Raw genomic sequence first — 25232 nt, 5'->3', positions numbered from 1 at the left:
GGGGCCTTCACGCGCGGCCGCCGTGGCTGCTGGTGCACTTGGGGCGAACGTGGCAATCCCGGATGTAGTGAAGGCCTCCTTCACTACCTTCAAGGTAGGCAAGGAGGCCTTCACGGACCGATGTTCGGTGGGGTGGTGAGGTGAAGGGGGCGGGGGCTCGGGAGCGTCGCGAGGACCGACGAGCGGGCGAGCCGGTGGGCGGGCGAGCCACCTTTGCCGTAAATCGCAAAAGAAGCCCACTTGCCACTCACGACTGTTGTCACTGTGACTCCCGTGACCCCAGTGACAACTGATGCGCTCTCACCCCCGGCCCGGTTGCCATGAACGATCCGTTCCTTGCGAAATTTGCAAGGAACGATCCGTTCATGGCGCGCGCCCGCGCGAAAGACCGAAGGACGGGCCGGTCAAACCGGCGCCATACGGTAGCCCGATCCCCGCACCGTGTGGATCAGCGGCGGATCCTTCAGCTTCCGCCGCAACCGCGCGATCACGACGTCCAGCACGTTCGACGCCGGGTCCGCCATCTCGTCCCACGCGTAGCGGATCAGTTCCCGCCGCGACACCGGCCGCCCGGACGCGGCCATCAGCCGCTCCATGACGAGATACTCCTTGCGGGTCACGGTGAGCAGCACGCCGGCCCGCGAAATCTGGTGCCTGCCGGTGTCGAGTTCGACGTCGGCGCACCGCAGGGTCACCGCCTGCCCGGCCATGTCGCGGCGGCACAGGCTGCGCACGCGCGCGATCAGTTCCGGCATCGCGAACGGTTTGACCAGGTAGTCGCCGCCGCCGACGCGCAGTCCGTCGATCCGGTCGGCGACGCTGTCGCGCGCGGTCAGGAACAGCACCGGCATCGGCCATCCCGCGCCGCGCCGATTCTGTACGTACAGCAACGCGTCGCCCGAAGGCAGCATCCGGTCGAACACCGCGCAGTCGTAGGCGTTCACCATCAGCGCCTCGTCGGCGCCGGGCAGGTCGGCGGCGGTGTCCACCGCGAAACCGTCGCCGCGCAGAGCGAATTCCAGCGCCACCCGCAAGTTTTCGTCGTCCTCGGTCACCAGCACCCGCACATGAGCACGTTATCGTGCGATGGCGGCCTCCACGTCGGCCACGTGCAAGCCGCGCAGTTCTTCGAGCGCGGGCATCCGGCCCATCAGCCGCAAGCGCTGCGACTGAGCCGTCCGCGCCTTCTCGAACAACAGCCTCGCGTCCCGCGCGTTGCCGAAGTTGACGTCCCCGGAAACGCGCCGGAAGTGCTCCGTGAGGACCGGGGCGGCGCCGGGATCGAGTTCGTAGTCGCCCGCGGCCGCCATCCGCCCGAAGATGGCGAGTAGTTCGGCGGGGTCGTAGTTCTCGAACTCGATCGTCCTGCCGAAACGCGACGCGAGACCGGGGTTGGCGGCGAGGAAGTCGACCATCTCGTCGGTGTAACCGGCCACGATCACCGCCACCTCGTCGCGATGTTCCTCCATCAACGGGACCAGGGTGTCGATCGCCTCCTGGCCGAAGTCGCCGCCCGAACCGGCGAGCCGCGTGAGCGTGTACGCCTCGTCGATGAACAGGACGCCGCCTTTGGCCTCCTCGAACACGGTCGCGGTCTTCTCCGCGGTGTGCCCGATGTACTGCCCGACGAGATCGCGGCGGGACACCTCGCGGAACTCGCCGACCGGCAGGACTCCCAGTGCCTTCAGCAGTTTTCCGTAGATCCGCGCGACCGTCGTCTTCCCGGTGCCGGGCGCGCCCGCGAAGATGAGATGGTGCCCGGCGGCACCGACCGGCAGCCCCGCCCGGCGGCGCCATTCGTTGACCTGCAACTCGTCGACCAGCGCGCGGACCTCTTCCTTCACCTCGGGAAGGCCGATCATCGCGTCTAGTTCGGCGAGCATCTCGTCCAGGGCACTGTCCCCCACGGTGCCGGGAGCCGCGGCTTCGCTGACCGTCGGCGTCGCTCCTTCGGCGATCGAGATCCCGGGTTCCGCGGTGTTGGTGACCCGGCAGGCGGAGATCTCGCCGCCGCAGCCGGACGCGAACGCGATCCCCGGCCCGCGGGTGTCGGTGACCGTGCAGCGCTCGATCACCGGCGCCCCGTGGTGCGCCACGGCGATCCCCTCGTGACCGGTGTGCGAGATCACGCAGTTCTCGATTTTCGGCCGGGCGTATTGGTAGACGTAGACGCCACGCAGCCCGCATCCGGTCACCGTGCAGCCGGCCACGACGGGATCGGCGCCCTGGCCGAGGGTGATCCCGTCCCCCGTCACGTCTTCGACGGTGGTGTCCTCGATCCTGCCGGGCGAACCGTCGACGAGGATCCCCTGTTCCGCCGCCGAGATCACGCAGCCGGTCACGGTGAACGCCGTCGTGCCGCGGATCGCGACCGCCGGCCCGCGACCACCGGAGACGGTGCAGCCCCGGACGGTCAGTTCCGTGTCGTGGGACTGGATCGCCGAAGCGTCACCGGCCAGGATCTCGATCCCTTCGAGGACGAGCGCTCCGCCGGTGGTACGGAAAACGGGCCGGTCGGCGCCCCGGCCGTCGACGACGACGGTGGCGCCGTCGGCCGCGGCCAGGGTCACCCGCAAGCCGGTCAGGTCCACGGTTTCCGCGTATTCGCCGCCGGCGATGGTGATGACGGCGTCGCCGGACACCTCCGCCAAGGCGTCGCCGATGGTCGGATACGCGCCGGGGCGCCGCGAAACCAGCAGGACACGACCGGGGGTCGAGGTGGTCATCAGCCCGCCTTCGCCATCAGCCAGCCGCGGTCGACGGCCTTGGCGCCCGCCTGGAACCGGCTGCGGGCGCCGAGCCGGTTCATGATGTCGGCGACCATCCGGCGCACCGTGCGCACCGAGACGCCGAGCCGCGCGGCGGCGGATTCGTCGGTCGTGCCGGAGAAGAGCAGTGTCAGCAGTTCCTGCTCGCGGCAGGTCAGGATCGAAGCGTTTCCGGCATCCGGGAGGTCCAGCGGGACGAGCGGGGCGGCGGCCTGCCAGATCCGCTCGAACAGCCCGACCGTCGCGGTGACCACGCCGGGCAGCCGGAACACCGCGGAACCGGCCTGCCTGCCGTCCGCGGGGAGGACGACCGAGGTCCGGTCGATCACCAGCGCGTCCATCGGGACCTCGGCGTCGGTCCGCACCTCGGCCCCGGCCCGCGAAAGCCGGTTGAGCGCGCCGGACATCCGCGCGGAGTCGGGGAAGAGCACCTTGTGGCGTACGCCGGGACGCACGTTCGCGAGCGCGATCCGCTGGAACGCGGTGTCCGTTCCCGTGCTCATGACGAGCACTTCGCCGGTCGCTTCCGCGAGCAGTTCGCCGAGCCCCGCCCGGTCACCGCCCGGGCCCACCCCCGTGACCAGGCTGAGCTGGCCGGTCTGCACGGTCATCGCAGGTACCTCCCTCTTCCCCCGGCGCGCTGCCGAACGACGTCCTGTTCATGCCAGTTCCCCGCCGTCCGGGCGGTGACGGGCACCCGACGCGTTAGCGTTCAGGGGCACCGCGGAACTGCACGCGTCTACTTTCGCTGTCCGAACATGAGGTTTTGATGACACGGGTGATGGTCGTCGAAGACGACGAAAATCTGCGCCTCGCGCTGGTCACGCAGCTGCGCTCGGCGGGTTTCGTCGTCGACGACGCGGGAGACATCGCGACCGCGGACCGGCTGCTTCGCGGAACGCACCACGACTGCGTGGTGCTGGACCGGATGCTGCCGGACGGCGACGCCATCGAATACGTCCACATGCGACGGCAGCTGGGCTGGCGGGAGCCGGTGCTGTTCCTGACCGCCCGCGACGCGCTCGCCGACCGGGTGGCCGGGTTCGAGCACGGCGGCGACGACTACCTCGTGAAGCCGTTCGTGATGGCCGAGCTGACCGAGCGGGTGGCCAACCTGTGCCGCCGGTCCGCTTTCGACCGGCCCTCGGTGCTGCACCACGAGGATCTGGTGATGGACTGCGCGCGGCGCGAGGTGCGCCGCGCGGGCGTGCTGCTCACCTTGACCAACAAGGAGTACGCGGTGCTCGAATACCTGCTGACCAGGGCCGGGCTGCCGGTGCAGCGGGCGGATCTGATCGAGCACTGCTGGGACGCGCAGGCCGATCCGATGTCCAATGTGGTCGATGTGGTGGTGAAGCGGTTGCGCCGCAAGCTGAAGGAACCCGAACTGATCCACGCCGTCCGCGGGCTCGGCTACCGGCTGGGCACCCGGTGAACACCCATTCCTCGGCCGATCGGCTGCGCAGGCTGCGCTGGACGCTGACCGCGTTGTTCACCGTGATGAACACCCTCGGGCTGGTCGTGTTCGCTTGGCTGCTCATCAGCGAAGACGGCGAACAGGGCGAAGATCGGGTCGACGCCGAGCTGAGCAAGGTCACGGCATCGGTCAGCAGGCTGGTCGCCTTCGACGGCACCATCGACCTCGGCTTGGTCAACACCGACGTGCTGAACGACCGCTGCCCGCAGTTCGCGATCCTGCCCGGCGGCGCCCCCGCCTTCCAGCCGCACCTTTCGCGGGCGACCTGCGCCCCGATGAGCACGCAGCTGCTGAACGGTCTCGCCACCGAAGCGGTGCGGGGCGGCAAGCTCGTGCAGGGCTACCAGAAAGCCACCGACGGCGCGGTGGTCAAGGTCCGCGCCGAACCGTTGCGCGACAGCGACGGCAAGGCGTTCGCGGCCGTCGTCGCGGTGCAGCCCACCGGGGCCGAGGACGACGCGCACACCCGGTTCACGCTGCTGGTGATCGGCGGAACCGTGCTCCTGGTCGCGGTCCTGGGTTTCGCCGGCCACCTGCTGTCCGGCCGCTCGATCCGGCCCGCCGCCGCGGCCTTGCAGCAGCAGGAGGTCCTGCTCGCCGAAACCGCGCACGACCTCCGCACCCCGGTCGCCGCCCTGCGCGCCCTCGCCGAAACCGCGATGGCCAATCCCGCCCAGTCGGCGGAACTCCTGCCGCGGACCGTCCGCCTCGCCGCGCGGATGGGCGGGATCATCGACGACCTGCTCGTCCGCGCCCGGCTCGCCGCGGGTGTGGAACAGCTGAGCATCCAGCCGATCTGGCTCGACCAGCTGGTGGTGGGCGTGGTCGAGGACACCGCGACCGAGGGCGCCGAAGTCACCGTCACCGCCGCGCCCACGAAGGTCGACGGCGATCCCGCGCTGCTGCAACGCGCGATCGGCAACCTCCTCGACAACGCCGTGCGCTACGGCCGCCAGCCGGGCGCGAAGGCGTTCGTGCACCTGACCGTCGCCGGCGGCACCGTGACCGTCGCGGACCACGGGCCGGGTATCGACACCACGATGGCGGGCGACGCCTTCGACCGGTTCGCCAGCACCGGCGGGTCTTCCGGGCTCGGGCTGTCCATCGTGCGCTGGGTCGCGCAGTCGCACGGCGGCACTCTCGCGGTGTACAACGCCGACGAGGGCGGCGCGATCTTCGAACTGCGGTTCCCGGTCAGTACTTCCTGACCGGGCTAGCTCGGCTCCAGCAGGGAGCCGAACTCGAACGAGGGTGGCTGCCCGGCGTCCCGTCGCGCGAACTCCTGTGCCCAGAGGCCGAAGGTCCGCGTCCACAGCGAACGGAGCATCGCGTGCTCCTCCGGTCCCAGGCGCCGCGACTCCTCGGTCGCCTTGTCGTAGACGGATTGAACCGTTTCGTAAAGCGCGAAGATCGGTCCGTCTCCGTGGAGCGCCCGTGACCGCTTGATCTCGGTGAGTTCCACGTAGCCCGCCTCGTCCAGCACGGCGATGTCCCCGCCCATGGCGAACAGCACTTCGTGGACGTGCGAGGCGTCCTCGTCGATCCGCCCCGTCCTCAGATTCAGCAGATGACCGGTCAGGCCGCCCTCCGGCGTCCCGTCGACCCGGTACGTCAAGCCGTGGTAGCGGAAGAACATCGGCAGTTCGTCCGCCAGCGGATTCTCACTCACGACCCCTCCCTTTCGTCGTCCGCGGTCAGGCCGCGGTTCGTCGCCTCCTGGAACAGTTCCCTTTCCCGCCTGAGGATCAAGGCTTCGACCGCCGTCTCCTCCGGGGTGACCGCGCGCCCCTGTTCCCTGCTCACGGCCGCGAAATCCCGTCGCACCTCGTAGAGACTGTGCTCGTAGCGTGCCACCTCGTCGATGGACTTCAAGTGGAGCCGGAACTCGGCGATGTGCCCGCTCGACAGGCGCACGGACATCTGGATGTCCCGGTACCCGCTCTTCTGTGGTCCGGTGAACCGGTCGTCGAGGGAGACGATGTCGATCGGCGAGCCGTCCGAAGCCAGCCGGGCGTGCAGGATCGCCAGCGCCCGGTAGACGTCGGCCACCGTGTCGAACCGGACGAGCGCGCCGACCACGTCGGTCAGCACGGAGCCGCTGCCGTCGTCCTTCCCCAGCTTGTCCATCATGCGCAGCCTGCTCTTGACCTTGTCCCGGTACTTGGCGATTCCGCCCGCTTCCGCGGCCAGCCAGTCCGCCAGTTCGTTCAGCTCGTCCTGGTTCGCACGCCACGAACGCTCCAGGCCGTCCAAGTACGCCTGGAGTTCCTCCGGCGTCGACCTGCCGGGAGGCGCGTAACCGGCTTGTCCCGGCGGAGCGCGGTGGTACTGCTCGGGAATTCCCGCCAGCACGTCCGCAACGGCCTGGCGCTGGGTTTCGGTCGTCTCGATCGGACCGGGCCGCGGTGTCTCCCGGTGCTCTTGGAGAATCTCCTCCGCGCCCCTGGCGCTCAGTTCCTCCAGCGATTCCAGGATTGTCGCGACGGCTTCGGGGTACTGGAGCACGTTTCCCAGCGTCTGCGGCCTTGCCAGCAGGGAGTTCAGGAGAAACGGTGTCTCCAGAAGCGTTTTGACGAACTCCGGATGCCGGGGCAGCAGCTGGGCGATCGCGTCGCCGATGTGCGTCGGGACGCCGTCGATCTTGATCCGCGAGTCCGGATCCCGCCCGCTGATCTCGTTTCCCCGGCGCAGCGCGTCCTGGACGTCCTCACGGCCGAGGAACTCCGCCGTCTCGTCCCGGCCGGGGTTGATCACCGCGTCCATCGAGCTGGGCGTGCCCGTGCTCTCGGCCCCCGGCGCCGTCGGCAGGTTGCCCGGCGCGGGGACCTCGACGGGCGCCGACCCGCCCGGGATGAACCGGGCCCAGCCCTTGCCCGGGGGAAATCCGTGCACCCGCAACGATCCGTCCCGCATCACGTCCAGCCTGGCCATCGGCGCGATCACCTCGGCGCCCAGCGCGTCGGCGTATCGCTGTGCCCAGCCGGACGATCCGGAATGGCAGGAGTTCAGCTGAACCGGTCGTCCGGGGGTGTAGTACGGGCTCGCCAGCGTCGCTTCGGCCACCTGCTCGGGGCTGACCATGAAGATCTCTTCGATGGCCCGCATCTGTTCTTGGGTCAGGTGGGTGTCGACCATAAGGCTGAGGCCGGGGATCGGATGGCCGTTCCCGCTGCCGTGCAGCGTGACCACGTAGGCGCGCGCCCCGTCCGGGCGCTGAGCGATCATCACCCGCATATGCGCGTTGCGGGTGGTCATGTCGTCCCCGATCGCCATCCCCGCGGGTGCGTAGAGAACGCCTTCGCCCGTGATCACGGCCCCGTCCCAGGGCCCCGGCGCCACGATCCGCCGGGCGTCGATCCACCGTGAGCCACCGACTTCGTCATGCCGTGACATGCCCATCGAGGCGGGGCCGGACGCGTCGCCGAAGGTGATCTCCCCGGTGTCCGGATCGATCCGGGCGGTGGTGAAACGACCGTCCGGATCACGCGGTGGCAGTCCCTTGGGGCGACGACGGCGCGTTCCCTGCTCGTCGGTGTTCCGCGGCCGGATCACGTCGGACGGCCCGCTCTTCGGCGGCTTGAGCTCAAGCAGACTGTCCACTGTGTTCGGCACCCCGAGGAGCCGGACGGCGAGCAGTATGCCCATGAGGATCCGGCGGCCGTAGGACAGCACGGGGGCGTTGGCGGCTTCCATCGCCCGCTCGATCGCGCCGGGTTCGTTCGGGCTCGCGGGAACGTCACGGGGTGACCGGGGCGCCGGCCTCGGGCGGGCTCGCGACGACGTCGCCGGATCCGCCGGGCGGAGCGTCTCCGTCTCGAAGAGGCCACGGGTGAAGGTGTTGCCACGATGGACCCGGTCCCGGCCGGGGGTGCGGCTCCCGGTGTTGAGGTCGTACTCGTGCGCGACCACCGGCTGTCCGTCCACGACGAGATCGAGGGTGAGGTTCGGGACGACCCAGCCCGAATAGTGCGACGGTCCGGCAGGTGCGCGTCCTCGCCCGTCGAGGGAGTACGCCGGCGAGGTGCGCAGCCGGAACCGTCCGAAGTGGTCGCCGAGGATCTCCTGCTCGTGGGCGGCGACCGCCTCGGCGAAGAGCTGCTGGACGAAGATCCCCCGCAGCGCGGGCGTCATCGTTCCGTTGGCGACGTGCTCGGCGATCTTCCTGGCCCGCTCGGATTCGGTGGGGGTGAGCCCTTCCGCCAGCCTCGCGAATTCGCGCGCCGCGGCGTCGGCGGTCTCCTGCAACGCGGCCGCGATCCGGGAGCGGACCCACTGGGTTTCCAGGATTCTCCGCACGTCGCGGACCCTGGCCGGTCGCGAATCGGCGGGTAGGAGGCCGTGTTCGAGCAGCACCAGGCGAAGGTCGTTCCACGCCATGCCCGCCTCGGCCATCAGCGCCCGGAGCGCGTTCTCGCTGCGAAGACTCAGAAGCAGCCGGCTCCGGGTGAGAGGGTGCTGTGGCAACAGGTGTTCGTGCCGGGCCGGATTGTCCGGGTGGTAGAACCGCTCCGCGTGCGACGACGGGGGAACCGGCGGCCCTTGGCGCCCCACGGGATCGCCCGGCGGCCCCGCCGGTGGCGACATGTCGACGTCGACCTCGCCGGACCCCGGATTGAACCGCGCCCGGCCCCGCCATGGGGAACCGTCCGGTTCGTCCGGCGTCGGATCGGGCCTGGGCGAGGTGTCCGGGTCTGCCTCTTCTTCGACCCGTTTGCGGATCAGGTCGACCGGTCCGCTCTTCGGTGGCTTGACCTCCAGCGCGCTGTCGATCGTGTTGGGCAGGCCGAGCAGCCGCGTGGCGATGAGAACACCCATCAGCAGCCGCCGCCGGGTCGAGATCGCACCGGCGTTCTCGGCTTCCATGGCTCGGCGGACGGCCGACGGATCCTCCTGGCCGGCCTGGGTTTCGCCCGGGACGACGGCGGAAGCGGGGGACGGCCCCGTGCTTTCCGGGTTCGCGGACGAAGCACCTTGGCTCGTGTCTCCCCGTTCCGCGACCGGGACGAACACGGAGAAGCCGTGGTATTGCGCCACCAGGTCGGCGCCGGCGTTCACCAGCGCCTCGGCGACTTCCCGCGACAGTTCGAAGGTGGCCAGCGCGACCACCTTCACCGCGTCACCGGCGAGCCGCCGCTGCTCGGCGATCTGGGTGCTCACCTCGGTGAAACTGGTGGAATCGAGGCCGAACGCCGTCTTGTCCTTGACCTCGATCCGCACCTCGGTCCCGTCGTCCAGCACGCCGAGGATGTCGATGTCCGTCTTGGGCTTTCCCTGATGGTCCCGGCCGACCCTGCCCTCGCCGTCGACCGGAACCTGGAGGCCGGTGATCTTCAGGCCCTCCAGGCCGAGCTCACGCAGCAGCGGCGCGGGCAGGTCGGCCAGGCTCGCCGCGGCGTCCAGGGCGGCGAGCAGCGCCCGGATGTTCTCCGAGTCGCCGTCGTTCAGCGTCTCCTTCTTCAGCCCTTGCTTACCGTCCAGCAGGGCGCGGATGTTGGGCATCTTGGCCCGGAGTTCCAGTTCGGCGTACGAGGTGTCCACCCCGCGGGCCTTGAGCCGGTCCAGGATCTCCTGGGCGTCGGCCGCTTCGAGGAGCATGCCCTTGCCGCCCTCGCCGGGCAGCAGGTCCTGCAAGGACGCGAGCTCGGTCTGCGAATCGGCGGCCTTGGCCAGCTTCTCGACTTCCTGGCCCAAGCGTGCTTCGAAGGCGAGGCGTTGCGCGTCGTCCATGGCTTCGACGATCTGGGCGAAGGAACGCGCCTTGTCGCCGGGAAGGATCCCGCCCGCCATTCCCTTCAGTCTCGGCTCCAGCGCCGAGGGTTTGACGCGGGCCGCGAGTTCGGCGATCGCCCGATGGACCCCGGCGGGGAGGTCCGCGACCGCGGCGGTCACTTCCGGCGGTACGCCACCGGGCGTTTCCCGCGGTGGCGCCGGATGCGCGGGCGATCTTCCCAGCACCCGGCAGATCCGGTCGAGCGTGCCCGCCACCTGACTGGGATGCAGGCCGGCGAGCAGCTCGGAGATCGCCTGCCGGGTCGCGGGAACGCCTCCCCAGATCGCTTCGACGAGCGCGTCCGTCGGATCCTGTTCCGCTGAGGCCTGTTCCGCCGGGACCTCGCTTTCCCGCGCCGGTCGCTCCCCGCTCGGCGAGGCGGACCCGCCTTCGTCCGGATCGCCGGAAGCCCGGGGCGCCATCCGGACCGCGGCCAGGCCGGGGCCGGCGGGCAGCGCGGGGGAAGGTTCGGCGGGCGTGCCGGGGTCTTCCGGCTCCGCGGTCTTCTGGTCGTCAGGGACCTCGGCGGGCAGCACGGGGACGTCGGACGCCGGTTCGGCCGGCGCGTCGACGGGCGCGGTGACACCGTCTTGATCGGGGTTCGTCCCCGGCTCGGACCGGTTCGGTTCGCCCTCGGTGGGTTTGGCCTGGGGCGTCTTGCTCGGTGCGCCCGGCTGAGCCGGATTCGGCTGGGTGGAGGTGGTTTGGGCGGAGGTGGCTTGAGTTGTGGTGGTCTGGGTCGTGGTGGCCTGGGTCGTGGTGGCCTGTGCGGTGGTGGACTGGCCGGGGCCGCTGCTTTGGGCGGTGGCGGTGGTGGTGGTCGCCGAGGCCTGGCCCGACTGCGCCGCCGTAGTGGTGGAAGTCCCTTGAGCGGACGTCGCCTGTCCCGTGTCCAAGGGCGGCGAAGTGGCCTGTGTGGACGAAACCGAGGTCTGCTGTACCGAAGAACCCTGATCGTTCCGGGACGATGCCGGATCCGCCTGGGACGCGTGACCCTCCGAAGCCGTGCCGGCACTCCTGCCACTCGCCGTCGTGTCGGTCGTACCACCGGTTTCGCTCCCGCCGAAGGCATCCCTGCCAGATCCCGTCGCCGTCTCGGCCGAAGTCGCATCCCCCGACGAAGCCGAAGCGCCGGGGTGGGCCGCACCTGCGTCGTGGCCTGCGCCCGCCGCCTGCGGCGAGCCGGTGGAGGCGCCTTCCGCACCGGCCATGGCCGCCTCCGGCGCCATCGCCTGCGGAGGAGGCGGGCCGCCGTCGTGCGGTTTCTCGACAGCCACCACTTCTGGTGACATGTGGTTCGAAATGCCTCCGTAAAGGGCTTGGTTGGCCTGGACCCCGGCGAGGTGGGCGTTCGCGCGTATCGGGCCGATCGCGGCCGAAGTGAGCCAGTTGTCCTTGATGGACTGCTGGTATCCGGACAGGTCGGTCAGGCCGTCCCACTGCCCGTTCATCATCTTGTCCGCCGCGTGACTGGAAATCGGCGACGAGACGGCATTGGTCGAGGCCGAGCTGACGGCCGTCGAGACATGTTTGCCGACCGGGTTGTCCAGCAGCTTCCGCCCGGTGTCGGTCTTGCGGATCCCCTTGCCCAGCAACGCGCCGGGCGTCCCGACCACCGCGCTCACCGGGGCGCCGATCGCGCCAGCGAGGCCGTTGGTCAAGCTTTCCTTGACGTTGAAGCCGTCCTGATAGCCCTGGGAGATGTTGAGGCCCTGCTCGATCCCGTTCGTGGCGACCTCGTCGAGCGCTTCCTTGACCGGGATCATGGCGATCTTCCCGCCCTTGAGCGCCAGATTCGCCAGCTTGGTTCCCGAGCTGAAGATCTTCACCAGCTTCGCCAGCCGCAACGCCATCTTGGTCGCGAACAGGAACGGACCGCCGGGAATGAGGAAGGTGGTGGCGAAGTCCAGGGCGGCGTGGATCAGTTCCGATTTGATCTGGTTCTGCGCCCGCGCGACCTGCTCGCCGTACCGGTGGCAGTTCTCCCCCATCTGCCGCATGTTCGCGGCGAGTTCGGCGTAACCACCGTTCCCGGTGCCGTACTCGCCCCTGTTGGCCGCGCGGATGGAGCGGTACATGCCGAATCCGTTGGGGTCCGGCCAGGTCTGGATGATGCGTTCGCCGGCGCCCGAGGACGTGCTGATCGCGGTTTCGAGGGCTTCCGCGCCTTGGATCCAGAGATCGCCGAGCCGCTTGGCCGTGTCCGGGTCGTCGGGTGGGTAGATGTCTTCGATCAGACCGCCCATCGCCGACCACGCGTGCTTGGTCCAGTCCCAGAGGGACCCGCCGGGGGCCATCGCCGTCGCCCGCTCAGGCGCCGAACTGCCGAGTCGCCTCGGTCTGGGCGCCCTCGTAGACCTTGACCCCGGTCTCGCCGTTGGTCGCGAGTGCCGCGTAGTTCGCCGGCACGGTTCCGGCGCTCGTCAGCAGGCCAGGCGTGTTGTCCTTGCAGACCTGGAAGGATTCGCCCATCTTCCCGCGGCCGAGCTGGCCGGTGAGGACGTTGATCGCATCGTGGATGGGCTGCCAGTCCGTCGCGAACTTCTCCCCGAAGCCGCGCAGCTGCCGCAGTTCTCCCCGGGTCGCTTCGATGAAGATGTCGATACGGCCATCGCCGTTGCGGTCGGTGGCCATCGGTCACCGCCCGCCGTCGCGCCGGTCGATCCGGTGCAGGAGAGGCCCGAAGCGAAGATCGGTGTCGTCCGGAGTGGACTCCGGCGGCAGCAGGCTCGCCGCGATGGTCAGCCCTTCCTCCTGTGAGATCCGCGCGGCCTGCCGGATGGTCTCGGTGATGCTCTCGGCCAGCGCGCCGGAATCCTGGGTGCGGTAGACACGCGGATCCAGCCACAGCTCGATCAGCTCGCCCCCGCCGCCGACGGTCGCGCTGATCAGCCCGTCGTCCGAATCGGCGGTGGCGCGGATCTCGGCCATCCTCGTCTGCAAGGTCCGCACTTCCTCGGTCAGCCGCTCGTAGTCGGCGTGCATTTCCGCGGCGAAAGCTGGTTCCACGGCCCCTCCTCGATCGCTTGCCGACCAGTCTCTCGGCGCCCCGGCCCGGAAACGGCGGGATGGCCGGTAGCTGCCAGCCGCCCGCCATCGACGGCGGCCATCCGGACGATGGTGAAAATGAGACGACACCGGGTGCCCGCCGTCGCCGCCGTCGTGGCCGCGACGGCCGTCCAAGCCCTCCTCGGCGCGGGAACGGCGCACGCCGCGCCGCCACCCGGCGCCTGTCCGGATCCGGAGCCCGCGCGGCCGCCGGTGCGGGCACAACCCTGGGCGCAGCAGGCCCTCGCGCCGCAACAGGCCTGGCCGAGCAGCCGGGGCGCCGGAGTGCTGGTGGCGGTGGTCGACTCCGGCGTGGACGCCGACCATCCGCAACTGGCCAGGCCGGGCAAGGTGCGCGCGGGGCGCGACTTCTACCTCAAGGGAACCCTGCCGGGCGCGTTCGACTGCGTCTCGCACGGGACCGGTGTCGCGAGCATCATCGCCGCCGACCCCGCGCCCGGTGTCGGCTTCCACGGAATCGCGCCGGACGCGGAGATCCTGCCGGTGCGGATCAGCGACCGGGACGTCGGCGGCCAGGGCGAATCGCTGCGGATCGATCCGCAGGTGGTGGCGAACGGCATCCGGTACGCGGCCGACGAAGGGGCGAAGGTGATCAACCTGTCCCTCGCCGGGCACGAAGACTTCGCCGTGATCCGGAACGCCGTGGCCTACGCGGTGTCGAGGGACGCCTTGGTCGTCGCCGCCGCGGGGAACGCCCAGCGCGACACCTCCACCGAGCTTCCGTCCTACCCCGCCGCGTACGACGGGGTGCTCGGTGTCGGCGCGATCGACATCGACGGCGCCCGGCTGTCCGGTTCCCAGATCGGCCGGTACGTGGACATCGTCGCGCCCGGCGTCAAAGTGCTGACTTCGGCGAGGGCGGGAGGACACCTGTACGCCGACGGCACCAGTTACGCCACGCCGTTCGTGTCCGGGACAGCGGCACTGGTCCGCTCGGCCTGGCCCGCCCTTTCCGCGCCGGAGGTGGCGCGCCGTCTGATGGCCACGGCGAGCCCGGCGCGCGGCGGTGCGGGCAGTCCGGCGTACGGCGCCGGCGTGGTCGCGCCCTACCGTGCGGTGAGCGACGGCATGGACGTCGGGAAGCCGGGCGCCCTGCCCGCCTTCGTCCCCCCGCCACCGGACCAGGAACGGATCGACCGCGCCGCCGAGCTCGCGAAGACCTCGACGACGGCGAAAGTGCTCGCGGTCGCCCTTGTCGCGGTGCTCGTGCTCGCGGTGGTGCTGGCCGTGCTGCTCCCGCGAGGACGTGCACGGGGCTGGCGGGCCGGACGCGCGAACACGGTGGCCGCCGAGCCCGCCGTGATCGAGCCGCCCGAACAGATCTTCCTGATCTCCGGGAAATGACCGGAAAGCGGAAACCCCGGTGCGTCGAACGCACCGGGGTTTCGAGCTTCGCCCGTAAGGCTGTCAGCCGTTGACGATGTTGTTGACGTGGGCTTCGTGGGATTCCCCGATGTGCCTGACGTTGTGGTATCCCTGGCCGTTCGCGTTCATGCCGTCGACGTGGTAGCCGGTGCGTTTCGCCATCATGGCGAACTGCTGCCCCATCTGTTCGGCGTTGGCGTCGCCCCAGCCCGCCCCGATGATGTTCTGCATCCGGGTGAGCTGGTCCTGGGCGCTCTGGCCGATGCCGGCGGCGGTGGTCTCGATGTCACGACCGGCCGTGCTCATGGTTTCGTAGACGATCTTGAGCTGGTCTTCCATCATCCGTCCTTTCAGACCTGGATCGGGTTGATTCCGACGTCGACGGCGCCACCATCCGCGAAGCTCTGGCGGGCCATCATCTGCTGCGCGTCGGCCTGCGCGCCGGTGGCCGCGTTGACCACCGAACCGCCCTTTTCGACGAGCGTCTGCGCGAAGGCGTGGACCTGGTCGTAGACCTGGGAACGTTCCTGGTTCACCGACATGGCGGCGTTGCGGACCGTTCCGGCGAGGCCCTCGCTGATGAGCGCGTGATCCCGGCCCCCGTGCGCCCGGTGCGCGCTGAGCTGATCCTGCTGATCGTTGTCCGTGTTGCTGAACATGTTCTGCACGATCGCGAACTGAAAATCGACGTTTCCGGCCATGCGCCCCTCCCTTTCTTCCGTCACCTTCCTGGCAGGACTCAGCTAACCGCCGAACCGCGCGGTTTTCCGCCGCACGGCACGTTCCTGCCACCGCCGCCACCGGATCCCCTTGTTCGCGAACCATCCTCGGTATGGCGACAGTCGTGGTGAAGAGGCCGGCCCGCAAGCCCGCGCCGGAGATGCCCGCGGGAGACCTGATCCTGCAGGCGCCGCCGGAGATCCCGCCCCCGCCCGGGCGGCAATGGACCCAGGTGCTCACAGTGCTGCCGATGGTGGCCATGATGGCGGGGATGCTGCTGATGTACTCGGGCAGCATGGCCGGTTCCATGCGGTTCGCCATCTTCGGGATCATGGGCGTCGGGATGCTCGGCATGGTGGTCATGGGTTTCCTGCAGGGCGGCGGTCCGAGCAAACGGGAAATGGGCCACGCCCGGCGCAAGTACCTCCGCCACCTCGCCCAGCACCGGTTGCGGCTGCGCCGTTCGCTGCGCGGGCAACGCGGCACGATGGAGTACCTGCACCCGGATCCGGCGTCGCTGTGGTCGCTCGCGGGGAGCTACCGGCTCTGGGAACGCCGCAAGGACGACCAGGACTTCGCCATCGCGCGGATCGGGACCGGGCCGCAGAGCCCTGCCGCCACCATCGTCGCCCCCGACACCAAACCGCTGGAAGAACTCGAACCGCTGTCCGCGCTCGCGCTGCGCCGGTTCATCACCACCTACTCCGCCATCGGCGGGTTGCCGATCGCCATCGCCGTCAACGGATTCAGCCGGATCCACCTGCGCGGCGACCGCGAGAGGGCGCTCGGGATGCTGCGCGCGATCCTCGCGCAACTGGCCACCCTCCAGTCACCCGACGACCTGCGGCTGGCGATCTGCGTTGACGAGGAACGACGTCCGGACTGGGAATGGGTCAAATGGCTGCCGCACGCGTTGCATCCCGACCGCGGCGACGCCCTCGGCTCGCTGCGCCTGGTGGCGCCGACCATCCCCGCCCTGGAATCCATGCTGGAGGAGGAACTCTCCAAACGGCCGCGGTTCGACCCCGAGGCCGACGTCCGCGTGACCGGGCCGCATCTGGTGGTGGTGCTGGACGGCGGTTCGGTCGCGGGCTCCGATCACCTGATGACCGGCGGCGGCGTCGAGGGGGTGACCATTGTGGACTTGACGACCATGCCGCCGAGGGCGCTGGACCGCACCACCGTGGTGCTGGACGTCGACGCGAGCGGCGATCTGGTCAGCGAGACCATCGACGGCGACCTGCCGCTCGGGCAGGCCGACTCGCTCGGCCTCGTCGCGGCCGAGGGACTGGCACGGCAACTGGCCCCGTTGCGGCTGACGGCCGGCCTGCGGGGCGACGCCCCCATGAGCGTCGAACTCGGCCTCGCCGAACTACTGGACCTCGGCGATCCCTACGAATTCACCCCGTCCGACACCTGGGAGCCCCGGCCGAACCGGGACCGGCTGCGGGTGAAACTGGGCATCCAGGCCGACGGCGCCCCGCTGGAGATCGACCTGAAGGAGTCCGCGCAGGACGGGATGGGGCCGCACGGCCTGCTGATCGGCGCCACCGGATCCGGTAAATCCGAACTGCTCCGCACGCTGGTGCTGGCACTCGCCGTCACCCATCCGCCGAGTTCGTTGAACTTCGCGCTGGTGGACTTCAAGGGTGGCGCGACGTTCACCCGGCTCGACGCGTTGCCGCACACCAGCGCGGTGATCACCAACCTCGCCGACGAACTCCACCTGGTCGACAGGATGACCGACGCGATCAACGGGGAACTGATCCGCCGTCAGGAACTGCTGCGGGCGGCGGGGAACTTCTCCTCCCTGCGCGACTACGAGAAGGCTCGTGCCGCGGGCGCCCCGCTGCCGGAGGTGCCGACCCTGCTCGTGATCTGCGACGAGTTCTCCGAACTGCTGTCCGCCAAGCCGGACTTCATCGACATGTTCGTTCAGATCGGCCGGGTCGGCCGTTCCCTCGGCGTCCATCTCCTGCTGGCCTCGCAACGGCTCGAAGAGGGACGGTTGCGCGGACTGGAAACCCATCTGTCGTACCGGATCGGCCTGCGGACCTTCTCGGAGATGGAGAGCAGGACGGTGCTGGGGGTCGCGGACGCGTTCAAACTGCCCAGGGCGCCCGGGCACGGCTTCCTCAAGGTCGGCACCGATCAGATGGACAGGTTCCGCTCCGCCTACGTCTCGGGCGTGTACCAGCGCGCCGACGGCGGCTCGGTGACGGCGGTCGGCGGGGAGCAGCTCGTGCTGCAGGAGTACACGACGTCCTACCTCGCGGCGGAATTCGAGCTCGACGAAGAGGAAGCCGCCGATCAGGAGCCGGAAGAGGACACGGCGGTCGGTGAGACCCTCCTCGACATCCTGGTCGACCGGCTGGAAGGCCAAGGCGTTCCGGCGCATCAGGTGTGGCTGCCCCCGCTGGCCGATTCGCCCACTTTGGACGGTCTACTCCCCGCGCTGGCCCGGCATCCGCAACGCGGGCTCACCACGGATTCCCCGGCCATGGCCGGGTCTCTGCGGCCGGTGCTCGGCATCGTCGACCGGCCCTTCGAACAACGCCGCGACCCACTGGTGCTGGACCTCTCCGGCGCCGCCGGGCACGTCCTGGTGCTCGGCGCCCCGCAGACGGGCAAGAGCACCGCGCTGCGCACGCTGATCTGCAGTCTGGCGCTCACGCACACCCCGCGCGAGACGCAGTTCTACTGCCTCGACTTCGGTGGCGGGACGCTCGCGTCGATCGCCGATCTGCCGCATGTCGCCGGTGTCTGCGGCAGGCTGGACACCGGCGCCGTCCGGCGCACCGTCGCCGAGGTGGCGACCCTCTTGGCCCACCGGGAACGGATGTTCGCCGAGCAGCAGATCGACGGGATCGTGACCTACCGCAGGCTCCGCGCGGAAGACCGGTACGCGGACCACGCGCACGGCGACGTGTTCCTGGTGATCGACGGCTGGCAGACGTTGCGCAACGACTTCCCCGATCTGGAGGAGATGGTCGGCGACATCGCCGCCCGCGGCCTGTCCTACGGCGTGCACGTGGTGGCGAGTTGCGCCCGCGCGTTCGACCTGCGGATGAACATCCGCGACCTGTTCGCCAGCAAGCTGGAGCTGAAGATCGGCGATCCCATCGACTCCCTCGTAAACCGGCGGGCGGCGATGGGCGTTCCCGCGGACGCCCCGGGACGGGGGATCGCGATGAGCGGGCACCAGATGCTCATGGCCTTGCCCAGGATCGACGGCGTGGCGGACGCCGTCGATCTGACCGCCGGTTTGACCGGGCTCGTCGGAACGATCAAGGCGGCTTGGCCCGGCAACCCGGCGCCGCCTGTCCGCCTGCTCCCCGGCCTCTTCCCCTACGAGGAACTTCCCGAGAAGGACGCGACCAGCGGCGAGGGGGCCGGGCTCGCGGTCGGCATCCACGAGCACGACCTTTCGCCGATGCGACTCGACTTCACCGCCGACCCGCACTTCTTCCTGCTGGCCGACACCCAGTCCGGCAAGACGTCCTTCCTTCGCGCGCTCGCACGCCGCATCGAAAGCACGTATCAGCCGACGGAGGCGCGGGTCATCCTCGTGGACCACCGGCGTGGCCTGCTGGGCGAAGTCGGGCAGGAGTATCTGCTCGGCTACGGGACCAATGACTCGCACAGCGCCGGACTGATGACCGAGGTGGCCGCGTCGCTCGCCAAGCGGCTGCCCGGGCCCGACGTCACGCCGGAGCAGCTCCGGGCGAGGAACTGGTGGCAGGGGCCGGAGATCTTCGTCCTCGTGGACGACTACGACATGGTGGCCACGCACGAAGCCCATCCGCTGATGCCGCTGCTTCCCCTGGTCGCGCAGGGTTCGGACATCGGCCTGCACGTCGTGCTGGCCCGGCGATCCGGCGGGGCGGGCCGCGGTCTGTTCGAACCGTTCCTCACCCGGCTCAGGGAAGTCGGCACACCGGGTCTCATGATGTCGGGCGACCGCGACGAGGGTCCCCTGCTCGGCGGTATGCGCGCCCAGGTGCTCCCGCCCGGCCGGGGCTGGCTGATCGACCGGCGCGGGCACAAGGGACTGGTCCAGCTCGCCTGGCTTCCGCCCCGGCATTCCTGAGGCGTGGCCGGAACATGCCGGGCGCCCCACCGCGAACCGGGCCGCTGCTTGGCTTGTGGTGAACGAATGTGCGTCTCACTCGACCGGGAGGGAAAATGGGAGACCAGCTCAACGCTTACCTGCCGAACATACAAAGATTCATCGACGGCATGGGTTCTCTCGGCTCACCGGAGGAGGTCCATCGGGAACTCCCCGACGGCTGCTCACTCCTCGCCGAATGCGCTTCTCTCGCCAAAGCGGACCAGGAAAGCTCCCAGTTCCTGCAGACCTTTCTCACCGAAGCGGAACAAGGCTTCCGGAATTATGTCTTGATGGCCCGGCAGAGCATGATCGCCTACCAACAGGCCGGAGAGGCCGCCGCCTGGGAAGTGACGAACAGAACGAAACCCGGCGAAGGCCTCAAGCCTTTCGAAGGAGCGGCGACGACCCCGCTGGGACCGAGTCCCCTCGCGCTCCCCCAAGTCCAACCGCCGGGCAACCTCTGGCCGGAAATCCCGGCACGGTGACGTGCCACCGCGGAACGCGTGATCGAGGTATCCGATGAGCTATGCCGAGAAAGATTTTCGGGCACAACTGGACATCATCAGCGGCGAAGTACTCCACACTCTGCCCCGCCTCAAGGCCGCGAAGGAAATGTGGACCAAGGGACGGGAATGGATTTCCAGCACGCAAGATCTCGTGCGCAGAAACCTTCCTGACCTGTCCCGGGGCTGGCTCGACGCACCCGGCAGGCGCTTCGTGGAAAGGGTCGACGCCAGTTCCGGCCTGACCTTGGGTTCGTGGCTGGGATCGGAGAGTTTCGGGCCGCCGGGAACGGCGCCCGGATTGACAGTCCTCGTCAGTTCCATGGTGGATCAGCCGATCCGGGGCGGCATAGTCGAATCCCAGGTCCTCGCCCGGATAGGGGCACTCGAAACACTCATCGAATCGTGCGCGCGATTCGCGGGCGACCAGATCAGGCGGGTCGAAGCCGACCAGGACCAACTCAAGGCCGCACAACACGATCTGGGCGTGAAGCTGGACGAGATGGCGGCGCAGTACCGGCCGACGGCCATGGCGATGTACGCCGCGCGCGGCCGGGCCTGGGACGGCCCGACCGGCGAAGTCCCCTCCGGGAACGGCACGCCTTTCCCCGCGAACGGAACCGGCGCGGGCGGGCCGAACCAGAACGACGTGCCGGACGTGCCCGATCCCGGCACCCCCGAAGAGCCCGCCCCGCAGAACCCGCAGAACACACCCAGCGCACTCGAACAGGCGACGGACGCCCTCAGCGCGCTGAGCCAGGCCGCGGAGTCGGCGCAGCAGTTGCTGGGCAACGGATCCGGCCTGAACCTGCCCGACACGAACCCCGTGGACCCCGGCGACTGGACACTTCCGCCTTACGACGGTGCCTCTTACCCCGGCCTGGGGGATCCGCTCGCCGCGTCGGGCGGGGCGGGCATGCCTTCACTGGCGGGTGGCGGTCTGCCGGAAGCGGGTGGCGGCGCGGGCGGGCTCGGCGGCCTGCCCGCCGTCCCAGGCGCGAACGGTTCGCCGGGCGCGGCGATGAACGGTCTCGGTTCGCTGCCGGGGATCGCCCCGGCGGGAACGAGCGGGAGCGCGGGCTCCGCCTCGGGCGCCGGCGGAATGCCGCCGATGATGCCGCCCGGCAACGGCGGTGGGAAGAACTCGTCCGGCGGCATCAAACCGGGCGACGCCGACCATGCCGGGTCCGGCAGGCAACGCGGTCCCAGGTCCGGCGCCACACCGGGAGTCGCCCTCCTCGGGCGATCCAAGGGTGGCGGCGCCAGGCAGGCGACGGCCCAGCGGCGCTGGGACGCCGAGAACGACACCGTCCAGCTGCTCGACGACGAGCTGTGGCAAGTGAACGAACAAACGACCGATTCCCACGGAAAGACGGCGAAGAAACGCGCCGGACATTGAGGAGGGGCAGATGCCCGGAAAAGAGATCAACGGCAACGTCACCGCGATGAGTGCGGTGTCGCAGCAACTCAGCGCACCGGACATGCCTCCGTCACTGGCGAGGCTGGGCACCATGCCCAGCCTCGCCGGACTGTTCGAGGGCATCGCGATGTCCGTGCTGGACAAGGCCGCGACCGCCAGCATGGCCGCGTTCATGGGGAAGGTGACCGAGGACATCGCGACCTTCTCCGGGAAGACCAGGACGGCGGCGATCACCTACAGCGCCGCCGACGTGGCCAGCGCGCTGGAGCTGGCGGGCAAGGCGACCAAGGTCATCAAACAGGGCGTGGACTTCGTGAAGCAGTCCGCGGCCACCCAGTCTCCCGAGGGCAAGCCGACCACCACCGAGCCCGCCGGCGAGGTCCCGCCGGCCTCCGTCTGAGGAGTGAAACCATGACCGCCGTTTACAACCCGTTCCCCATGGAAGTGCTCATGGGAATGATCCACGCCGAACTGGCGAACGTTCCCACGCTGCACGACGCGGCGAAGATGTGGACCGAAGCGCGGGCCTGGATCGACGAGGCGCAAGTGAAGCTCAACAGCAGGGTCAGCGAGCTGACTCCCGAGTGGACGGACAACAACGGGCGCCAGCTGCAGGAGAAGATGCAGCGCTCGATCGCCGAGCTGAAGTTCTGGGGCGACCGCATCGACATGGCCAAACCCGCGGAGACCTTGACGACGCTGGCGTCCGGGATCACGGAGGCGCACCAGACCATGCTGGGACTCGAGGCCGCGTACTCCGCGGCCGTCTCGGCGTCCCTCCTCAATCCGCTCGCCGCCATGGAAGCCCTGGCCATCCAGCAAGCCGCCGGGAGCAGGATGACCGCCCTCGGCGGGCAGTTCGACCTGTCGATGCTCCAGGTGGTCGAGGCGTCCGGGATCAAGTCGCCCGATCACATGGTGCCGACGGTCGGCCCCGCCGCCGAAGGCAACACCCCGGCCGACTTCATCAAAGCCGCCCAGGCAGGGATGGACACGCTGAGCGAGTTCCAAGGACTCGGCGAGTCACTGGGTGTCGGCGGCGGCGGCAGCGGCTCGGACGTCTCCCTGCCGGAAATTCCCGGCTACGACGGCTCTTCCGGCGTCTCACTCGCCGGCCTCGCTCCGTCGCAGCCGTTGGCGGGCGCGGTCCCTTCGCTCGGCGGGCTGCCTGGTGGTTCCGGTTCCGCTCCGATGCCGTCGGGGCTGCTGGGTGGTCTCGGCGCGGCGGGAGGGCTGGCCGGGCTTCCCGTGGCGGCCAAGCCGGTCGGCGCGAAGAAGGCACCCAGCCTCGCTTCAGAGGTTCTCCCTGGCACGGCCACGCCTTCCGGCGCGAAGGCGGCGGCCAGTCCGATGTCCCCGATGACGCCGCCTAACGCCGGTGGCCAGAACACGGCCGGCACGCTCCGGCCGTCGTCGGGAGACCAGCCGACCGGGCGGAACGGGGCCGCGCGGCGGGCGGCGTCCGGTAAGAGCGACGGTGTTCCGGTGAAGCTGCGCGGCCGGGCCGCCAACGGCGCTCCGGACACCGGGTTCACACTGGCGCGCGGACGGCGGTCGGGTGAGTCTGAGTCGGGTTCGGTGCAGATGCTCGACGAAGATTTGTGGCGGCGCTGAGCCCGGACAAAGCTGAAGGGAGCTTTCCCCGCATGTGATGCGGGGAAAGCTCCCTTCGTTACGTGACACGCGGGGAAAGTCCCCTTCAGCCACCCAGGGTCTGGCGCCGCGCGGCGGCGGGGTCGAGGCTCGGGCCTTCGGGCAGGCGTGCGATCAAGCCGGCGGGAAGCCGGACAGGAAGCGCCGACGGGTATCCCAGCATTTTCAGGACGTCCGGCGAAGCCAGCGGATAACGGCGCCCCATGTCGGTCACCACGGTGAGCGTCCCGGCCGGCGCCTGTGCCGACGGCATCGCCTCGACGAGGATCGCGCTGCCCGGTGGCACGTGGACGCGGTCCGCGAGCGGTGTGCCGGAGGCTGTCCGGCGGGTGGTGGTCGACATCGGATCCGCGGGCGGCATCGAGGGATCGACGGTCAGCGCGGGGGCGGGAGCGCCGCCGTCGAAGGTCGCGCACACGGTGGCGTCCTGATCGCGCGGGCGCGCGATGGCCGGACGTGCGGCCGGTGCCGCGCCCGCGTCGGCCCGGATCGGGTCCAGCTGCCGCGACATGGTCGCCAGCGAAGGCGGCAGCGGCACGGTTTTCGGTTCGGTACCGGGGTAGGCGGCCACCAGCTGGGCGCTCGCGCGCTGGACGTCGTACTGCAGTCCAGTGATCGGCCGCAGGGCGTCCCGTTCGGCGAGGTAGTGCTGCTGTCCGCCACCGGAGGTCTGCACCATCAGCAGCATCCCGTTCCGGATGTCGGTCCGGCCCGGCACCGCGGTGGACACCTCACCGGCCGCGGCCACTGGGAGCGGGCCGATCGGCGCGCCTTCCGGGAGGACGTCGAGCCAGGCCCGGCCGACCCGCGCCCACGGTTCGGCGGTCAGCGCCAAGCCGGTGCCGACGGCGCCGTAGTCGTCGATCCGGTGCCGGTGCCCGCGCCAGACGACGAACCGGTCGCCGGTCGACGTCGATTCCACCAGCAGCGCCTGGTCCCCCAGTGCCGCGCCGCCGGACGGCGAGACCCCGGCCAGCAGCACCGATTCCTCGATCCGGCTGCCCGCCAGGTCACTCGCGGGGGCGGAGCACAGCGACCAAGCTCCGGTGAGCAGCTTTTCGGGGCCGGGCAAGCCGTCCGGGGCGTCGGCGATGCCGATCCTGGGCCCTCGCGGGACTCCGGCGAGCGAATCGCGCGAAACCCGTTCCGTGGTGCCGTGTTCGCCGAGCAGCAGCAACGCGGACGCGTAGTTCGCCACCGGATGCAGCCGGTCGTCCAGGTAGACGTACCGGGTGCCGCTCTCCTTCTCCACGATGACGGCGGCGTTCTTGCGCCAGGCGTTGTTCCCGCCGGGCACGATCATCCCGTAGACCCCGACGCACGCCAGCGCCACGATCGCCAGCGCGATCCCGGCGAACGTGGCGCCGGACGGACGGCGGAACGGCGGCTGCTCCGGGTCGGTCTCCCTGGTCACGAGCGCGGAGATGGCGCGCTGCACCAGGAATTGGTACGCCTGGAGCTGATCTCGTTTGGACGCCATGGTTTCAGCCCCCCAGTCCGCGCACGTAGCCGTACAGGCCGAGCACCGAGCACGCCACCGGGACGACGGCGATCATCACCAGGATCTCGAAGTACTCGGCGATCCGGCCGAGATACGGGTTCGCGGCGCGGGTGCTCAGCACCACCCCGGACGCGATCACGCCCGCGGCCACCGCCAGGGAAAGCGGTCCGGCCAGCACGAGCAGCAGCGAGCGGTCCGTCATGAGCGGACCGGCGAGCAGGCAGCCGGCGCCGAAGAGGCCGGTCACCAAGAGCAGGGATCGCTGCCGCAGGATCGGATACAACCGTGCCCGCACCAGGAAACCGGCCGCGAGCAGGGCGACGAGGACGACGGCCGCTTCGCTGTCGCTGCGGATCAGTTGCAGCTGGCAGTACATGACGACGATCGCCGCGCCGCCGAGCATGCCGGTGAGCAGCGCGTCCGCTCTGGCCACGGCGGCGTGCACGAGGTCGAGCGGCGGCTGGGGATCGTCGCGGACGAGGTCCGCGGTCGAGCGCGGCAGCACCGGCATCGGCACCCTTCCGAGCCGCAGCGCCAGCGGCGCGAACGTGGTCGACAGCGCGAGCACGCCGCCGCCGATCACCGCCGCCGACCGGTAGCCCGCCAGATCGTCGAAGGTGGCCAGCCAGCCGCCGAGCACCCCGAGCACCCCGACGGTGGCCGCCCCGGCGAACAGTTCCGGCGCGGCGGTCACCCCGAGATGGCCGACGACGGCCGCGAGCAGCAGGGCCGCGCTCGCCAGCAGCAGATGCCCGGCGGACAGCTCGCCGATCGGGTCGTCCCCCGCCAGCAGCAGACCGCCGCCGGTGAAGGCGAACGGAAGCGCGACGGCGGCGATCACCGCGCCGGCCCCGGCGTCGCGCAGCGCCCGAGCG

At 70.0% G+C, this 25232-nt stretch carries 19 protein-coding genes; 8 read left to right on the top strand and 11 right to left on the bottom strand.

Annotated elements, in window-relative coordinates; translation table 11 throughout:
* Positions 1-404: 404 nt before the first annotated feature.
* Genes CFP71_RS08660 through CFP71_RS08650 form a run of 3 tightly spaced genes read right to left on the bottom strand, consistent with a single transcriptional unit; the run spans position 405 to position 3379 of the window.
* Positions 405-1067, bottom strand: a complete 663-nt coding sequence (locus tag CFP71_RS08660) for a winged helix-turn-helix domain-containing protein (protein WP_093933313.1) — start codon at positions 1065-1067, stop codon at positions 405-407.
* 9 nt (positions 1068-1076) lie between these two features.
* Positions 1077-2726, bottom strand: a complete 1650-nt coding sequence (locus CFP71_RS08655; RefSeq protein ID WP_093933312.1) for a right-handed parallel beta-helix repeat-containing protein — start codon at positions 2724-2726, stop codon at positions 1077-1079.
* The gene (locus CFP71_RS08650; RefSeq protein ID WP_093933311.1) at positions 2726-3379 is read right to left on the bottom strand and encodes a helix-turn-helix transcriptional regulator; all 654 of its coding nucleotides are present in this window, start codon (positions 3377-3379) and stop codon (positions 2726-2728) included. The genes CFP71_RS08655 and CFP71_RS08650 overlap by 1 nt, the downstream gene beginning before the upstream one ends.
* 158 nt (positions 3380-3537) lie before the next feature.
* Between CFP71_RS08650 and CFP71_RS08645 the strand changes: the two genes are divergently transcribed.
* Together CFP71_RS08645 and CFP71_RS08640 are read left to right on the top strand one after the other, a co-directional pair.
* A complete protein-coding gene (locus CFP71_RS08645) occupies positions 3538-4203 on the top strand; it encodes a response regulator transcription factor (RefSeq protein ID WP_208635910.1) in 666 nt (221 codons plus the stop codon).
* A complete protein-coding gene (locus CFP71_RS08640) occupies positions 4200-5453 on the top strand; it encodes a sensor histidine kinase (protein WP_093933310.1) in 1254 nt (417 codons plus the stop codon). The genes CFP71_RS08645 and CFP71_RS08640 overlap by 4 nt, the downstream gene beginning before the upstream one ends.
* A 5-nt stretch (positions 5454-5458) precedes the next feature.
* Here CFP71_RS08640 and CFP71_RS08635 read toward each other — a convergent pair whose 3' ends face one another.
* From CFP71_RS08635 to CFP71_RS08620, 4 genes are read right to left on the bottom strand one after another with little or no spacing between them, the layout of a single operon-like run.
* Positions 5459-5914, bottom strand: coding sequence for a hypothetical protein (locus CFP71_RS08635; protein ID WP_093933309.1), 456 nt, complete (start codon positions 5912-5914; stop codon positions 5459-5461).
* Complete coding sequence (locus CFP71_RS44095; protein ID WP_093933308.1) at positions 5911-12312, bottom strand: WXG100-like domain-containing protein; 6402 nt, start codon at positions 12310-12312, stop codon at positions 5911-5913. Before CFP71_RS44095 ends, CFP71_RS08635 begins: the two co-directional genes overlap by 4 nt.
* Before the next feature lie 13 nt (positions 12313-12325).
* Entirely contained in the window at positions 12326-12649 is a 324-nt protein-coding gene (locus CFP71_RS08625) for a hypothetical protein (protein WP_093933307.1), read from the bottom strand.
* Positions 12650-12652: 3 nt separating this feature from the next.
* Entirely contained in the window at positions 12653-13024 is a 372-nt protein-coding gene (locus CFP71_RS08620; RefSeq protein WP_341866881.1) for a YbaB/EbfC family nucleoid-associated protein, read from the bottom strand.
* A gap of 117 nt (positions 13025-13141) precedes the next feature.
* On the opposite strand from CFP71_RS08620, the gene mycP reads away from it, so the two are divergent.
* Positions 13142-14428 carry a type VII secretion-associated serine protease mycosin gene (gene mycP / locus CFP71_RS08615; RefSeq protein ID WP_093933306.1) on the top strand — a complete coding sequence of 429 codons (1287 nt, stop codon included), beginning with the start codon at positions 13142-13144 and terminating at the stop codon, positions 14426-14428.
* Positions 14429-14491: 63 nt separating this feature from the next.
* Here the strand turns inward: mycP and CFP71_RS08610 are convergent, their stop codons facing one another.
* Positions 14492-14788, bottom strand: a complete 297-nt coding sequence (locus CFP71_RS08610; protein ID WP_143267052.1) for a hypothetical protein — start codon at positions 14786-14788, stop codon at positions 14492-14494.
* A gap of 11 nt (positions 14789-14799) precedes the next feature.
* Entirely contained in the window at positions 14800-15150 is a 351-nt protein-coding gene (locus tag CFP71_RS08605; RefSeq protein WP_093933304.1) for a hypothetical protein, read from the bottom strand.
* A gap of 131 nt (positions 15151-15281) precedes the next feature.
* Here CFP71_RS08605 and eccCa point away from each other — a divergent pair, with 131 nt between their 5' ends.
* The 5 genes from eccCa to CFP71_RS08580 all read left to right on the top strand — a co-directional run bounded on the left by eccCa (position 15282) and on the right by CFP71_RS08580 (position 22817).
* Positions 15282-19259, top strand: a complete 3978-nt coding sequence (eccCa, locus tag CFP71_RS08600; RefSeq protein WP_093933303.1) for a type VII secretion protein EccCa — start codon at positions 15282-15284, stop codon at positions 19257-19259.
* A 95-nt stretch (positions 19260-19354) separates the two neighbouring features.
* Positions 19355-19765, top strand: a complete 411-nt coding sequence (locus CFP71_RS08595) for a hypothetical protein (protein ID WP_093933302.1) — start codon at positions 19355-19357, stop codon at positions 19763-19765.
* Between the two features lie 34 nt (positions 19766-19799).
* Entirely contained in the window at positions 19800-21182 is a 1383-nt protein-coding gene (locus CFP71_RS08590) for a hypothetical protein (RefSeq protein WP_093933301.1), read from the top strand.
* Between the two features lie 10 nt (positions 21183-21192).
* Positions 21193-21603: a hypothetical protein gene (locus CFP71_RS08585; RefSeq protein ID WP_093933300.1), complete on the top strand. Its 411-nt coding sequence runs from the start codon at positions 21193-21195 to the stop codon at positions 21601-21603.
* Between the two features lie 11 nt (positions 21604-21614).
* Positions 21615-22817, top strand: a complete 1203-nt coding sequence (locus CFP71_RS08580; RefSeq protein ID WP_093933299.1) for a hypothetical protein — start codon at positions 21615-21617, stop codon at positions 22815-22817.
* Between the two features lie 85 nt (positions 22818-22902).
* Here the strand turns inward: CFP71_RS08580 and eccB are convergent, their stop codons facing one another.
* Together eccB and CFP71_RS08570 are read right to left on the bottom strand one after the other, a co-directional pair.
* Entirely contained in the window at positions 22903-24336 is a 1434-nt protein-coding gene (gene eccB / locus CFP71_RS08575; protein WP_093933298.1) for a type VII secretion protein EccB, read from the bottom strand.
* Positions 24337-24340: 4 nt separating this feature from the next.
* On the bottom strand, positions 24341-25232 hold an 892-nt coding region (locus tag CFP71_RS08570; protein ID WP_482746718.1), incomplete at its 5' end, for a ubiquitin family protein.

The organism is Amycolatopsis thailandensis, from assembly GCF_002234405.1.
GTDB classification, from domain to species: Bacteria; Actinomycetota; Actinomycetes; order Mycobacteriales; family Pseudonocardiaceae; genus Amycolatopsis; species Amycolatopsis thailandensis.
Note: the sequence above shows the minus strand (reverse complement) of the source record. Positions and strands in the feature narration are given on the sequence as shown.